This window comes from Agrobacterium bohemicum (genome assembly GCF_001562555.1).
GTDB lineage: Bacteria > Pseudomonadota > Alphaproteobacteria > Rhizobiales > Rhizobiaceae > Agrobacterium > Agrobacterium bohemicum.
Map to the genome: position 1 here is coordinate 27,662 of NZ_KQ961028.1, position 13,734 is coordinate 41,395.

Genomic DNA, 13,734 nt, shown 5'->3' on the forward strand with positions numbered 1-13,734 from the left:
GAAAATATTCCTATTTTATGATGCCAATACGCAAGGCTCTTGCGACCGCCTGCGTGCGGTTGACTGTATTGAGCTTTTTGGTTGCGCGGTTCAGGTAATGATTAACGGTATGCTCGGACAGTGTCAGAATCTCGGCAATTTCAGCGCTGGTTTTGCCTGCCGCAGTCCAGTTCAGACAGTCTATCTCCCGATCCGTCAACGTTTCCGGAACCCGGGCATCGAGACTGCGGACATAAGCTAGGCGGCTGAAAACATGTGCCGCAATAAACGCAATTTCTGCGATGCGTTTTGGCTCTAGATTGAATGTTTCGCCATGAAACGAGACAGCACCTCTCTGACCGGATGGGTCTTGGACCGGACACCATAGAGAGTTGCCCATGCCAAATCGACCAAAGAGCTCCGAAATTTTCTTGGCAGTAGCGTCGTCGTGGCCGCGCGTGGTGAATTCCATATCGACCGAAAATGGCACAGATGATTGCTTCAGCGTCCGAAGCACATTGCTGCGCGAGAGCAGTCCCTCATGATCATACTGGTGCAGCAACTCCGCGGGCCAATTGGTAATGACCGTATATTGCGACAACTCCTGCGCCACATGAGAGGGGATATTGAGGACCATGAAGGCCTTCATTCCCCAGGCTTCAGTTAGTTTTTTCAGAAAGCGGAATATATCGAATTGGGTTTTCAGCTCTTCCACATCGCGCGCGCATTCTGCACCAGGATGCGAAGAGTTGCAAAATTCAGAGTTCAACATCGTTTTTGTTTCTTCACAAGATCGCGTAAAATAAAATATTAACTATCAGAAGATTGTTAACTCATGAATATCAATGGGCCATTTTTTGCAAATAAAAGTTGATTGTATCCATACATCGCACTTTTTTTTGCATCAGCTCTTCTTACTGGTCATTAAATCCCAAATTATATTAGATTATTGACGTATTGGAGGAAGGCGAACAAATAGATCCGATGCGATATTCTGTGCAGCTTCACAAACAATATCGGACCAGCTTGCAAGACGCTCTTGCGTCAAACGATAAGCCGGACCGGTTACTGAAATCGCCGCGTAAAACCGTTGGCCGGGTGCGATTATGGGCACCGCAATGCACTGAATCCCAGTCTCATGCTCCTCCAGATCAAAAACAAAACCAAGGCTGCGGATATCTTCAACCGCCGTTTTGAGACGGGTTGCAGACAGGATCGTATTCGAGGTGTAGGCATGAAAATCCATGGTTGCAGCAACGGCATCAAGCTCTGCGTCCGGCAGAAGCGACAGGGCAGCTTTGCCAACTCCCGTGCAATAGGCGGGCGAAACGCGACCGATCTGCGAATACATCCGCACCGCATGCTTGCCGTCGATCTTGTCGAGATAAACAATTTCTGCGCCGCGCAGCACACCTAGGTGAACGGATTCCTGTGTTTTTTCGTGCAGAATGCGAAGATGCGGCGCTGCGATGGAGCGCAGGTCATTTCCACTCCACGCCTGCGACGCGAATGTCAGGAGCCTCAAGCCCGCCACGTAAGTCTGATCATCCTTCTGCTCCAGCAGGCCTTCCTCCACGAGATGTCCGAGTTGACGGTGAAGCGTGCCACGGGGTTGTTCGCACAGCTGAAGAATATCGGTAAAGCGAAGTGGCTGCGGCGACAGAACAACAAGTTCCAGCAAGGATATCGCCTTGCCAAGCGTTCCGGTCATCTTTTCGCGATCGGCGGACGCCATGGTATTCTCCACGCGCGCAATTGCCGCGCTTGACATTGCCAAGAGGGCAAGGGCACTATTCCATCAAATGAAACTTAGTTCCAAATAATGGAACTTTTAATCCTTGCCGGGCGTCATGTCGAGCGAATATTCTTCACAAGTTTCCGAATTCGAGAATCAAGGCATACTTATCACCGGTGGCGGCTCCGGCATCGGCGCTTCTCTGGTGACTGCTTTTGCACAGCTTGGTGCGAACGTCGCCTTTATCGACATCGATGAAGCGGCCAGCAGAAAACTTGTCGATACGCTGTCGGGGCGAACACGGCATCCGGTGTTTTATGCCCACGCAGACCTCCGTGACCAGTCGCAACTGGCACAGGCGGTGACCGTGGCGGCGGAAGCGACAGGCGGCATCAAGGTTCTGGTGAACAACGCTGCCTGGGACGACCGGCACGATATAGACACCGTGACCAGCGACTACTGGGATGCCAATCACGCGGTCAATCTAAAGCCGGTTTTTTTCGTCACGCAAGCGGCGCTGCCGCATCTGCGTCGAGCGGAAGGTGCATCGATCATCAATTTTTCGTCTATTTCCTATCTGTTGAATATGGGGGCATTGCCCGCCTATGCTGCGGCAAAAGCCGGTATCATCGGGTTGACGAAAAGCCTGGCCGGACGGCTCGGTCCGGAAAACATTCGCGTCAACGCAATCCTGCCCGGCATGATCGTGACGGAGCGGCAGAAGGAATTGTGGCTGACGGATGCGTCTATTTCTCAGACCATGAACCGCCAGTGCCTCAAGCGTGTCCTGACCGCTGAAGATATTGTCGGTCCCTGCATATTTCTGGCCTCTTCGGCGTCTGCCGCCATGACGGCTCAAACAATCATCATCGATGGAGGTCTTTTGTAATGTCCGATGCCGCATTTGTTGCCGTAGACTGGGGCACGACCAGCTTCCGGCTCTGGCTTATGAGCAACTCCGGCGAGATTCTCGGCGAACGGCGCAGTGCCGAAGGCATGACCACAGCCATGCGGACCGGCTTTGCCAACGTGCTGACATCACATCTTACCGCTCTCTCCGCACCCGATGGCCTTCCCGTCATCATCTGCGGCATGGCCGGGGCGCGTCAGGGCTGGGTCGAGGCAGGATATGTCGACGTTCCCGCTGATTTGTCCGATGTATTGAAGGGCGCAGTCCGTGTGTCCGGGGAAGCCAGCGATGTCCGCATTTTGCCCGGACTTGCGCAGCGCGCGATAGATATGCCTGATGTCATGCGGGGCGAAGAAACCCAGCTTCTCGGGGCGCTTTCGGCAGATTACAGCTCCGGTCAGCAACTTGTCTGCATGCCGGGAACCCATTCAAAATGGGTGAGTGTCAGCGATTTGAAGGTGACAGGCTTTTCCACTTTCATGACCGGTGAAATATTCGACGTCATCTCGAAACATTCCATCCTTTCCCATGCCATGACCGATGCGGCGAATTTCACTGGCGACTTGCCCGCCTTCCAGGCTGCCGTAGCCGACAGCTACAAACATCCGCAAATGGCAACGAACCGGTTTTTCACCGTCCGATCGGGGCAGCTTCTCAACGGTCTCTCTGCCACGGATGCGAAGGCCAAACTATCGGGCACCATGATCGGCCTGGAGATTGCTGGCGCCCATTCCACTGCGCCGAGGGATGCCAAAGTCGTGCTGATCGCGTCAGGCGCGTTGGGCGAACTCTACAAGGCAGCGTTCGCTGCACTATCTATCGAATTCATAACAATTGATGCGGATGAAGCCGTTCGCCGCGGGCTTGTTGCAGCCGCCAACGCCATCTGGCACTGAGGAGACTTCTAATGCGTATTCCCTTCCCACCCATGACCTATCCGCTTGTCGCCATTCTTCGCGGCATCAGGCCGGAAGAAACCGAGGGTGTCGTAACGGCCCTCCTGGAAAGCGGCCTGCGGGCCATTGAAATCCCGCTCAACTCACCGGATGCGTTTCGCTCCATCGAAATCGCGGCAAAGCTTGCGCCTGCGGATGCGCTGATCGGGGCCGGCACGGTGCTGACGGTGGACGATGTCGCAAAGCTTGATGCGGCCGGCGGCAAACTGATGGTCAGCCCCAATGTCGATGTCGAGGTCATCACGGCTGCGCGGGAAAAGGGCATGGTCACGATGCCCGGCGTACTGACGCCAACGGAAGCGCTGCTGGCTTTGAAAGCCGGGGCAACCGGCCTGAAATTCTTCCCGGCAAGTGTTCTGGGGCCATCCGGCATCAACGCGATCCGCGCCATTTTGCCTAAGGATACGCTGGTTGCGGCGGTTGGCGGCGTTTCCGACAAGAATTTCGGCGATTATACCAGCATCGGCATGACCGCTTTCGGCCTTGGGACAAGCCTCTATAAACCTGGCATGACGGCGGCAGATGTGCGCGAGCGCGCGCTCGTGACCATCAAAGCCTACGACGCTGCGATAGGAGCTTGAACCATGACTGATATCCATGAATTTGCAGGAACGGTGCTTGATCCCACACCGATGCTGCTCGGCGAAGGTCCAAGCTTCGACCCGATAACCAACTCACTGTTCTGGCTCAATATTCTGGGAAAAGAGCTTCACGAACTCGACCACGCAACCGGTAAAAAAACGGTGCATGCCCTGCCTTTCATGGCAAGCGTCGTGGCGCGGATCGATGAGAAACGCCAATTGCTGGCTTCCGACGAGGGTCTGTTCATCCGCGACCGGGCAACGGGCGACCTGTTCCTGCATTCCGATTTCGAACCCGGCAAGCCCGGCAACCGCTCCAATGACGGACGTGTTCACCAGAGCGGCGCATTGTGGATCAGCACCATGGGCAAAAAGGCCGAAACCGGTGCGGGCGCAATCTATCACGTGGCCAAGGGCGTGGTGACAAAGCTTTTCGACGACATCAGCATTTCCAACGCCATCTGCTTTTCACCCGATGGCGCGACGGGATATTATGTCGACACGAAAGTGAACCGGCTCATGAGCCTTCCTCTCGATCCCACGACCGGCCTTCCGAACGGCCCGGCTACGGTGCTGATCGATCAGGCAGGACAGGACGGCGGCATGGACGGCGCGATCTGCGATGCTGATGGCCATATCTGGAACGCCCGCTGGGGCAAGGGTGCGGTCGATCGCTATTCATCAACCGGGACGCATCTCGACCGATATCAGGTGCCAGCAAAGCAGGCCACATGCCCGGTCTTTTTTGGCGCGAAGGCCAACCGTCTGGCCGTGACGTCTGCTTGCGAAGGTCTGGACGAAGCGACGATCAAAGCCAATCCACTTTACGGTGCGACTTTCGACCTCGGTATCGAGGTCAATGGCGTACTGGATGCAGCCTACAAGGCTTAATATGCGCGCCTCAGTATCATCATCCTCGGGCTTGTCCCGGGGATGATGGAGGAGAGGTTTGGGTTCTCTGGAAGAGCCTACGAACTTCCTATCCGAATTCGCGGCCAGAGGCTGACATGTCGCGATAATTTTCCTGAAGATAACGATGGGTGGCGGCTGCATCAACCGGGCGGCCGTAGAAATAGCCCTGCCCCATGGCGCAACCGAGGTTGCGCAATTTCTCGGCTTCCGTCTTATCCTCGATGCCTTCTGCAACGACCTCAAGATCCAGCCCGTCGCACATCGCAACGATAGCCTTGATGATGTGTTCTGAGGGACGGTCCGTGCTGATGCGGGAGACGAAGGCGCGGTCTATCTTGACCTTGTCGAAGGAAAAGTCTCTCAGACGGCCCAGGCTTGATTGACCGGTACCGAAGTCATCCAGAGAAATGCGCACGCCCGCCTGCTGAAGTTCACTAATGATGCGCTGGGCGGTATCGGCCGATGTCATGACCGCCGTTTCGGTAATTTCCAGTTCCACACGGCGAGGATCGAGGCCGACGCGCCGCAGGATAGACAGGATGTTCTCAGCCGTAGTCGGGTCCATCAATTGCGCCGACGACAGATTGAAGGACAGGAACAGCTCTCGCGGCCAGGAGAGTGCCGTCTGTGCGGCTTTTCGCAACAGCGTTTCCGAGAGAGCATCGATGAAGCCGCGTTCTTCCGCCAGCGGCACGAACACGGCAGGTGATACGAAACCGAGATCCGGATCGTTCCACCGGGCCAACGCTTCAAAGCCTAGAACCGTGGCATCGCTCAGACGGACGATCGGCTGGAAATGCACGTCGACGGCATCCGTGATGATAGCGTTTCTCAAAGCCTGTTCAAGCTGCGTCGCGCGTTTCATCTCCTGCGCAATTTCACGCGAATAAACGGTGATCTGACCGCTGCCGCGACGCTTCGAACGATAAAGAGCGGTTTCCGCGCTCTTCAGCAAATCTTCGAATTCTTCGCCCGCAAAGGGGTAGATTGCAAAGCCGAAGGAGGAGGACAGCCGCACGTTCCGGTCACCCAGATCATAAGGCGCAGACAAAACATCCTTGATCATGTAGCCAATGCGTTCAGCGCCGGAGCGCTCGAAGACGAGCGGCAATACGAATGCGAATTCATCGCCATCGTGACGGGTGACCACGGCACCATCCGGCACGCAAGCCTTGAGGCGATGGGCAACCTGACAGAGAATTTCATCCCCGGCTTCGACACCGAAAAGATCGTTGATTGGCTTGAAACCGTCGATATTCGCAACACCGATCGTGAACGGCGCCGGGTCACTGGCCCGTTCTGCGGCCAACATGCGGATCTTGTCGCGGAGCCTGTAACGGTTTCCCAGTCCCGTCAGCGGATCGCTGTAAGCCATAGCCTGCAACTCATGCTGGCTTACCTGCGGCGCATCCGGCTCTAGCAATTTCATGCGCGCATCCTGACCCAAGGATTGTGGGAAGTTTCGATGACAATGCGGTTTTTCTCTTAAGAAACCACTATCGCTAAAGTCTGCGAAATAGCCATCGATTTTCACTGGAATTGCGTCCCTCGCGGGGGTTATGACGTCGGTCAACCGCGAATGCGATCTTGGCTGTGCGGCATGTGCCGCTTGAACAGCATTTCCACCATGTCGGGGCTAACAGGCTTCAACAACATGTCGTCCATACCGGCATCCAGACAGGCTTGCCTGTCACCCTCGAAGGCCAGCGATATGACGCCGATGATCGGCGTGGGGTTGGGGGCCGCTACCATCATCTTGCGCAAGCGACGGGTTGCTTCGAAACCGTCAAAATCCGGCAGCGTCGTGTCCATCAGAACGAAGGACGGTTTTTCCTGTTCGAAAAGCTGCAATGCCTGCTTGCCGGTGGTAGCGATTTTGTAGCTCAGCCCCAGACTTTCGAGGATTTGTGCAAAAACAATCTGGTTGATATTGTTGTCTTCCACCACGAGCACATCCAGCACGGCCCTGCCCAGAGGGGTCGGCGCGCTTCCGGTGGAAATCTCGGGGCTTTCATCCGCCAATGCCAAGGGCAGCGCGTGATCATGAAAGCGGAAATGACGGGTGATCTGGTTGATCAGCGAACTTTCCAACTGGAAATCATCGACAGTCATGGCATCCAAGCCATAGCTCTGCGGCAAGTCCAGACAGGCGATGTCCAGTTGCACGTCGACAATAACCAGATCGATCCGCACGCTGGCCGACGCGGCAAATTCCATGAAGGCTTTCATTTCAGCGTGGCTGGCCGCGACCGCGCAATCAACACCGACGGTGACCATTTTCCTGTGTGCCAGCTCTCCCAGATGGGCGTTGGGCGTGACAAGGAGAATACTGCGACCCTTCAATATCTGTAAGGACTGGTGATGTTCGTCCTCCAGATAGGACGACGGCGTGAACGCCATATGTTCCAGCCCGCGAATGACGCTCTTGCCATCGGCTTCGGCCGTTGCAAAGGTCGTAACGTCATCCATCGTGGTCACGAGGAAATAGCGACCGGGCTTACCCACCCGCTGCTTTCTCGTGATCACAAGGACTTCCTCACCTGTCAGACGCGTAACCCGTTCGGGCAAAATCGCCGGGTTGCCCGTTTCGAGAACATGACGATCCATCGTGTCGATCCGCGAAGCCAGCGGGTCGGCGTGGATATCAAAAACGGTGCGCCCTAGAATGAGATCGGCAGACGTTTCCAGCAGCGTGCAACCGGCCTTGTTGACGGCGACGTAGGTGGTGTTACGATCCTTGACAAAGATCGAAAGCGGCAGCGTATCCAGAATTTCTTCGGTCAGTTGCACCCGCTCGATATCGGAACGCCACTGGTCTTCGCGCTGCTTCTGCTCTGAAATGTCCGTGATGACGCAAATCCCCATACCCGACGGGAAGCGTCTTTTGACGAGGCGCAGCCATCTGCCACCGGCACGCGGCTCAACCGTTTCGGAACGCTCTTTCCAGTGTGATGAGAGTTGTTCGGCGATCCAGTCTTCACGCTCCACACCACGCGGCAAGGAGTCGCTGTCGATTTTCCTTCGACCATCGTAGACAGCCGCCAAAAAGTCCCGAAGCCGGGTGCCGACCTTTAGCTTGGTTTCACAGACAGGTAGATAATGAAGAAGGCGATTATTGATAAAAACGATATGATCGTCGCGGTCATAGATGATCAATGCGGAGGATATCGTATCGCAAACAGCGTCAAGCATGGCAGTGTGAATGTCTGCGTAAACCGCCGCCTCACCTTTCATCGCAAATCCTCACACGCACGTCCCAAGGCGAAGTACACTCACAAAATTGGCCAATGACCACCGGAAATGGCTAAAACGATCGGACATGCGGGCTAGAGCTCGAAGCAGACTTTTCACGATAATGCGACGGCCCCGACTTTCCGTCACACACCCTTGGCATAGCCGAAGGGAAATAGATGCTGCACTCATTTCAAGCTGGTTGCACCCTAGAAGCTTTCCCTTAAGAGGCGCTTAACGTTGTTTCGCAGAAATATTTAGCGGGACAACCAGTGCATCTTCGCCAATCCGTCTGATTTCCCTTTCACAAGACGGGCGAATCCACGAAAATAGCGTCATGTCCATCAAACAGCTTTCCGAAACCCTCATCAATCAGATTGCCGCAGGCGAGGTTATCGAGCGCCCCTCGAGTGCTGCCAAGGAACTGATCGAAAACGCCATCGACGCCGGCGCGACACGCATCGAGATCGCGACTGCCGGCGGTGGCAAAGGGCTTGTGCGGATTGCGGATAATGGCAGCGGAATGTCGCCTGATGATCTGGAACTGGCAATCCGCAGGCATTGCACATCGAAGATTTCGATAGCGCTGGACGATATCCGTACTTTGGGTTTTCGGGGTGAGGCCCTGCCCTCCATCGGTTCAGTGGCAAAACTGACGATTACCAGCCGTCAGCAGGGCGCGTCCGAGGGTGCGATTATTTCGGTGGCAGGCGGCAAGGTTTCACCTGTTCGGCCCGCCCCTTCAAACACCGGCACCATCGTTGAAGTCCGCGACCTTTTCTTCGCCACGCCCGCTCGTTTGAAATTCCTGAAGACAGAAAAGGCAGAGGCGGCAGCCATTACCGAAATCGTCAAGCGGATGGCGATTGCGTTTCCGCATATCCGCTTCGTTCTCTCAGGCACGGACCGCTCGACACTGGAGTTCCCGGCAACGGGTGACGACCACCTGGCGCGAATGGCACAAATTCTTGGAGCCGATTTCAAGGACAATGCAATCGAGATCTATGCCGAGCGCGAAGATGTGACACTGACCGGGTTTGCGGGTTTGCCGACCTTCAATCGCGGTAACTCAGCGCATCAATATATGTTTGTGAACGGGCGCCCGGTGCAGGACAAGCTGCTGCTTTCCGCCATTCGCGGTGCCTATGCCGAGACCATACCGCACGGCCGTTACCCGATTGCAGTTCTGGCTTTGCAGCTCGACCCCGCACTTGTGGATGTGAACGTACACCCGGCAAAGTCCGATGTTCGCTTTCGCGACCCCGGACTGGTGCGCGGGCTGATCGTCGGCGCTGTGCGTCAGGCCTTGGCGCGGGAGGGAGACCGGGCCGCAACCACCGGGGCGGCGCAGATGATGAATGCGTTTCGTCCAGGATACAGCCCATCGGCGGTGCGGCCCTTTTCATCGCAGGCATGGTCGCCAGCCAACTCTCCGTCCCGTCCCCTTTCCGTTTCACACGGCCTGTCTCTGCACGAAACCGCACAATCGCGCTTTACCGACATCACCATGCCGACGGCGCGTGCGGATCATAGCGACATGGCTGAGAACACGACGACGGTGACAGAAGCGTCGCGCTATCCGCTGGGTGCGGCACGGGCGCAGGTGCATGCCAACTATATCGTTGCCCAGACGGAAGACGGGCTTGTGATCGTGGACCAGCACGCGGCGCACGAGCGTCTGGTGTTCGAGGAAATTCGCAAGGGTCTTCACGCCAAACGCCCCGCTTCACAGGTTTTGCTCATTCCTGAAATCATTGATCTGCCGGAAGAAGATTGCGACCGGCTGATGCAGCATGCAAGCGGCTTTGACAGCATGGGGCTTGCCCTTGAGCGCTTCGGGCCGGGTGCCGTTGCCGTGCGCGAAACGCCTGCGATGCTTGGTGAAGTCAATGTGCAGGGGCTGGTGCGACAACTCGCCGATGAAATCGCCGAGTGGGATACGGCGGGCAGCCTTGCCAGCAAGCTGGAATATGTCGCGGCGACGATGGCCTGTCACGGTTCCGTGCGCGCAGGCAGACGCATGCGGCCCGAAGAGATGAACGCGTTGTTGCGGCAGATGGAAAATACGCCGGGGTCCGGCCAGTGCAACCACGGACGCCCGACCTATATCGAACTGAAGCTTGCGGACATCGAAAAGCTGTTCGGCAGAAGTTGAGATATTCCCGGTATCGCGGCTGGTATTCTCGCTGCGGCAAAGCTAAAAAGACCGGGCGTCAGGAGACAATACAGATGAACAGATTTGAAGGCGGCAGCAATCGCGAGGCCAAGATCGATTACCTCGATGGCGATATTCGCATCGTGCAGACCGGTTCATATGTCACCTGCGCCATGTCCGGCAAACATATTCCAATCGACGAACTGCGTTACTGGAGCGTGGTCCGCCAGGAGCCATACGCCGATGCAGCTGCATCGCTCGAGGCAGAAAAACGGGCGGGCGCCCTGCCAAATCAAAAACGCGGCGCTTGACGTCTCGGTCCCGAAAACACATTTCCAAAATTAATTGAAGTTGTGCGCAATCGAGCAGGAACGATCGCATCCGGCGCTGGTTAGCCCGGAGTGTGATGCAAAAGCACGATTTTCAATGGGAGATGACCATGGCCGAGAAAACACTCGACGATCTTTTTTACGATACGCTGAAAGACATCTACTACGCCGAGCGTCAGGTGCTGAAAGCGCTGCCCAAGATGGCGCGTGCAGCAACCGACCAAAAGCTGAAAGCGGCATTCGAGAAGCACAAGGAAGAAACCCAGGGGCACATCGAGCGGCTTCAGGACGTTTTCGAGCTGATCGGCAAGCGCGCTCAGGGCAAAACCTGTGAAGCCATTCAAGGCATCATCGCCGAGGGTGAAGAAATCATCGAAGACTACAAGGGTACCGCCGCCCTCGATGCGGGCCTGATTTCTTCAGCACAGGCTGTCGAACACTACGAAATCACCCGTTATGGCACCTTGAAGGCCTGGGCCGAAAAGCTTGGACACACAAAGGTCGTACCGCTTCTCGACGCAACACTGAATGAAGAGTCCACAACTGATGAAGCGCTGACGAAGCTGGCCACTGCTTCGGTGAACGCGGCGGCTCAAAAGGCTGCTTGACCTTCTTTAAAAGCTAAAGAAAGCCGGGCATTTTGCCCGGCTTTTTTCGTTATGGGGTCGTGGTGTTCGTGGAATTCGGGTTTTTGTCCGTACCCTCTGTCGGCGGTGTCGCGCCTGATGGCGTGTTGTTATCGAAGGTATTCGTGCCTTGCGCGCCCGGGTTTGGCGTTGTTACAGGGGTACCGGGACCCGGCGCTGGCGCGACTTCCGATGTCGCAGGCGCCGTCGATTCTCCCCATGTTTCAGCAACGATCCATACCGCACCTGCAAGCAGAAGGCTTATCACCAGAATGACAAGCACCGGGCTGCCGCGAAAGCCCTGCCGACTTTCACGCGGTGTGAATACTTTCTTCTCGACCTTGTCTTGCGCCATCGTTTTCTCCTCACACAGTCCAAATTTGAACACGTCATAAAGAGAAGCGCTGCGAGCCGCGATTGTTCCTCGGTGAGTTCAAAAACCGGACATATGCGTCAAAGTCTACGGCGACGGTAATTTTCGATTGCAGTATCGATCATCAAGCCCGGTGCGGTCGGATCATCGAAAATCATGTCGATTTCGATGACCAGACTTTTTGAAAGCAATGAAGCACTGGCGCCGTGATGGCCGGTCAGGCGCACCGCATCTTTGGCTGTCGTCACCGGCAACAGATCGAATTTGGCCGCATCATTCATGACGTTCTGGACGTCTTCATCGCTGAAATGATGATGGTCCGGGAAAGATCGCTTTACGACAACCTCGCCTCCCAGCTCTTCGACCGTGCGATAAAACTTGTTCGGGTCGGCAATTCCCGCATAGGCCAGCACCCGTTTACCGGCAAAATCCGGCTGCGGCCGGGGCTGAATGGAGGAGACGAAAACAGGCTTTCCGGCGCGCGATGCGGTTCGCACGATGGCATCTGCCGCCTGCCCATTACCGACCTTCAGAATGGCCGAGAGCTGACGCATCTGTTCAGCCATCGGCGCGCGAACGGGGCCGCCCGGAACCAGGCGGCCGTTACCGACGCCGCGCTGGGTATCAATGACGACAAGGGCATAATCCAGCGTCAGTCTGGCGCTTTGAAAGCCGTCATCCATGATGATGAGGTCAACGCCTTCTGCGACCAGCCTGTGTGCACCGTCGACACGCTTTCTCGAAATCACGGTCGTTGCCTCTCGTGCCAGCAAAAGCGGCTCGTCGCCGACATCGACCGAACGGTGGTGGCTGGCATCGACAAGCGTCGTGACATCCAGCGTTCCACCGTAGCCACGGCTGAGGAAACCGGGTTTCAGACCTTTGGCGATTGCAGCCTTTGCGATGGCGATAGCCGTTGGTGTCTTGCCTGCGCCACCCACGGTAAAATTGCCGATGCAGATGACGGGGACCGACACAGATGCACGTTTCGACGTTCGCATCTGCCGTCCGGCAACCTTGCCATACAGAAAAGAAAACGGCGACAGAGCCCATGCTTGCCAGCCGGGCTGTTCCCACCAGAATGGCGGCGCTTCTGAAACCATCAGTCTCCAAACTCCCGCTTTGCCAATGTGGTATCAGCAGCTATCTCGCAGAAAGGTAAGGATTCTGCAAAAGACAGCGTCGCATAGACTGAATTGGCGCGTTAACCGCCTGCCTTCAGTGGCAACAGGTCTTCGAGACCGGTGATATCGTCAAAACAGTAATCCGAATCTGCGGCAAGGCTCTCTTTCGAGCCGGTCCCCGTCAACACGGCAACCCGCAAACCGGCACCAGCATTGGCGGCCATGTGCAGATCGTGATTGTTATCGCCCACCACGGCCACACGATGCGGCGGCAGACCTGTGGCTGCGCAAAAACCCAGCACCATGCCCGGCTGCGGCTTGGTGCCATGACCGCTATCATAGCCTGCCACGAAATCGAGATTCTGTTCAAAACCAAAGCGTTTTGCTGTTTCGCGAATAGAGGCCTCGTTGTCGCTCGACGCGATGCCGAGCTTGTAGCCCCGGCTCTTGAGCCGGGCGAAGAAGGCTTTGAGATCGGTTACAGCAACTGAATTTCCAGCCGCATCTGTGAACAATCGGTCTAGACGTTGCGTCAGGTCCGCAAGGTCGCAGGAAGAACCCGCAGCCAACAATCCTTCGGCAATCTGTACCGTATTTCCGGCGGCAAGCAGGCTGTCGGGTTTGACGTGACCGGTAACGGGGTCCATCCCGCAGGCAAGCAAAAGTCGGTCCGCCAGTTCGGGATCACCCTTTGCAGCAATCGCCGCAAGCTCACGGTTGACCGGACCCCAGCTCGCATCATAGCCGATCAATGTCCCGTCCTTGTCGAACAGAATTGCTGAAATTTCAGCAGCCGATCTTGCAGCGGACTTGGTATCCACGA

Annotated in this window: 14 protein-coding genes; 7 read left to right on the forward strand and 7 right to left on the reverse strand. The window is 56.2% G+C overall.

Features of this window, described 5'->3' with window-relative positions:
- Window positions 1–10 precede the first annotated feature (10 nt).
- Window positions 11–751: a helix-turn-helix transcriptional regulator gene (locus ATO67_RS10910; RefSeq protein ID WP_067648396.1), complete on the reverse strand. Its 741-nt coding sequence runs from the start codon at window positions 749–751 to the stop codon at window positions 11–13.
- A 174-nt stretch (window positions 752–925) separates the two neighbouring features.
- Window positions 926–1,714, reverse strand: a complete 789-nt coding sequence (locus ATO67_RS10915) for an IclR family transcriptional regulator (protein WP_067648399.1) — start codon at window positions 1,712–1,714, stop codon at window positions 926–928.
- 115 nt (window positions 1,715–1,829) lie between these two features.
- On the opposite strand from ATO67_RS10915, the gene ATO67_RS10920 reads away from it, so the two are divergent.
- Genes ATO67_RS10920 through ATO67_RS10935 form a run of 4 tightly spaced genes read left to right on the forward strand, consistent with a single transcriptional unit; the run spans window position 1,830 to window position 5,052 of the window.
- Entirely contained in the window at window positions 1,830–2,603 is a 774-nt protein-coding gene (locus ATO67_RS10920) for an SDR family NAD(P)-dependent oxidoreductase (RefSeq protein WP_067648402.1), read from the forward strand.
- The gene (locus ATO67_RS10925; RefSeq protein WP_067648404.1) at window positions 2,603–3,520 is read left to right on the forward strand and encodes a 2-dehydro-3-deoxygalactonokinase; all 918 of its coding nucleotides are present in this window, start codon (window positions 2,603–2,605) and stop codon (window positions 3,518–3,520) included. The genes ATO67_RS10920 and ATO67_RS10925 overlap by 1 nt, the downstream gene beginning before the upstream one ends.
- Before the next feature lie 11 nt (window positions 3,521–3,531).
- Window positions 3,532–4,161 (forward strand): 2-dehydro-3-deoxy-6-phosphogalactonate aldolase, encoded by a 630-nt coding sequence (locus ATO67_RS10930; RefSeq protein ID WP_067648408.1) that lies wholly within the window; start codon window positions 3,532–3,534, stop codon window positions 4,159–4,161.
- A gap of 3 nt (window positions 4,162–4,164) precedes the next feature.
- Window positions 4,165–5,052, forward strand: coding sequence for an SMP-30/gluconolactonase/LRE family protein (locus tag ATO67_RS10935; RefSeq protein ID WP_067648411.1), 888 nt, complete (start codon window positions 4,165–4,167; stop codon window positions 5,050–5,052).
- 88 nt (window positions 5,053–5,140) lie between these two features.
- Here ATO67_RS10935 and ATO67_RS10940 read toward each other — a convergent pair whose 3' ends face one another.
- Window positions 5,141–6,502: a putative bifunctional diguanylate cyclase/phosphodiesterase gene (locus tag ATO67_RS10940; protein WP_067649023.1), complete on the reverse strand. Its 1,362-nt coding sequence runs from the start codon at window positions 6,500–6,502 to the stop codon at window positions 5,141–5,143.
- Window positions 6,503–6,642: 140 nt separating this feature from the next.
- The gene (locus ATO67_RS10945; RefSeq protein ID WP_067648414.1) at window positions 6,643–8,307 is read right to left on the reverse strand and encodes a response regulator; all 1,665 of its coding nucleotides are present in this window, start codon (window positions 8,305–8,307) and stop codon (window positions 6,643–6,645) included.
- Between the two features lie 334 nt (window positions 8,308–8,641).
- Between ATO67_RS10945 and mutL the strand changes: the two genes are divergently transcribed.
- The 3 genes from mutL (at window position 8,642) to ATO67_RS10960 (ending at window position 11,396) form a co-directional block, all read left to right on the forward strand.
- On the forward strand, window positions 8,642–10,459 hold the full coding sequence (gene mutL / locus ATO67_RS10950) for a DNA mismatch repair endonuclease MutL (RefSeq protein WP_067648416.1): 1,818 nt from the start codon (window positions 8,642–8,644) through the stop codon (window positions 10,457–10,459).
- Window positions 10,460–10,533: 74 nt separating this feature from the next.
- Window positions 10,534–10,770: a DUF2093 domain-containing protein gene (locus ATO67_RS10955; protein WP_067648418.1), complete on the forward strand. Its 237-nt coding sequence runs from the start codon at window positions 10,534–10,536 to the stop codon at window positions 10,768–10,770.
- 128 nt (window positions 10,771–10,898) lie between these two features.
- On the forward strand, window positions 10,899–11,396 hold the full coding sequence (locus tag ATO67_RS10960) for a YciE/YciF ferroxidase family protein (RefSeq protein ID WP_067649026.1): 498 nt from the start codon (window positions 10,899–10,901) through the stop codon (window positions 11,394–11,396).
- A gap of 49 nt (window positions 11,397–11,445) precedes the next feature.
- Here the strand turns inward: ATO67_RS10960 and ATO67_RS10965 are convergent, their stop codons facing one another.
- From ATO67_RS10965 to ATO67_RS10975, 3 genes are all read right to left on the reverse strand, one after another.
- Entirely contained in the window at window positions 11,446–11,769 is a 324-nt protein-coding gene (locus ATO67_RS10965; protein WP_067648420.1) for a hypothetical protein, read from the reverse strand.
- Between the two features lie 98 nt (window positions 11,770–11,867).
- Window positions 11,868–12,890: a tetraacyldisaccharide 4'-kinase gene (gene lpxK, locus ATO67_RS10970; protein ID WP_067648422.1), complete on the reverse strand. Its 1,023-nt coding sequence runs from the start codon at window positions 12,888–12,890 to the stop codon at window positions 11,868–11,870.
- A 101-nt stretch (window positions 12,891–12,991) separates the two neighbouring features.
- A complete protein-coding gene (locus ATO67_RS10975) occupies window positions 12,992–13,732 on the reverse strand; it encodes an HAD family hydrolase (RefSeq protein WP_106404943.1) in 741 nt (246 codons plus the stop codon).
- Window positions 13,733–13,734 lie beyond the last annotated feature (2 nt).

Bases quoted from the DNA above. Each gene is read 5' to 3' on its own strand.
- ATO67_RS10910 (WP_067648396.1), bottom strand. From the start codon at position 751: ATGTTGAACTCTGAATTTTGCAACTCTTCGCATCCTGGTGCAGAATGC.
- ATO67_RS10915 (WP_067648399.1), bottom strand. From the start codon at position 1,714: ATGGCGTCCGCCGATCGCGAAAAGATGACCGGAACGCTTGGCAAGGCG.
- ATO67_RS10920 (WP_067648402.1), top strand. From the start codon at position 1,830: ATGTCGAGCGAATATTCTTCACAAGTTTCCGAATTCGAGAATCAAGGC.
- ATO67_RS10925 (WP_067648404.1), top strand. From the start codon at position 2,603: ATGTCCGATGCCGCATTTGTTGCCGTAGACTGGGGCACGACCAGCTTC.
- ATO67_RS10930 (WP_067648408.1), top strand. From the start codon at position 3,532: ATGCGTATTCCCTTCCCACCCATGACCTATCCGCTTGTCGCCATTCTT.
- ATO67_RS10935 (WP_067648411.1), top strand. From the start codon at position 4,165: ATGACTGATATCCATGAATTTGCAGGAACGGTGCTTGATCCCACACCG.
- ATO67_RS10940 (WP_067649023.1), bottom strand. From the start codon at position 6,502: ATGAAATTGCTAGAGCCGGATGCGCCGCAGGTAAGCCAGCATGAGTTG.
- ATO67_RS10945 (WP_067648414.1), bottom strand. From the start codon at position 8,307: ATGAAAGGTGAGGCGGCGGTTTACGCAGACATTCACACTGCCATGCTT.
- mutL (WP_067648416.1), top strand. From the start codon at position 8,642: ATGTCCATCAAACAGCTTTCCGAAACCCTCATCAATCAGATTGCCGCA.
- ATO67_RS10955 (WP_067648418.1), top strand. From the start codon at position 10,534: ATGAACAGATTTGAAGGCGGCAGCAATCGCGAGGCCAAGATCGATTAC.
- ATO67_RS10960 (WP_067649026.1), top strand. From the start codon at position 10,899: ATGGCCGAGAAAACACTCGACGATCTTTTTTACGATACGCTGAAAGAC.
- ATO67_RS10965 (WP_067648420.1), bottom strand. From the start codon at position 11,769: ATGGCGCAAGACAAGGTCGAGAAGAAAGTATTCACACCGCGTGAAAGT.
- lpxK (WP_067648422.1), bottom strand. From the start codon at position 12,890: ATGGTTTCAGAAGCGCCGCCATTCTGGTGGGAACAGCCCGGCTGGCAA.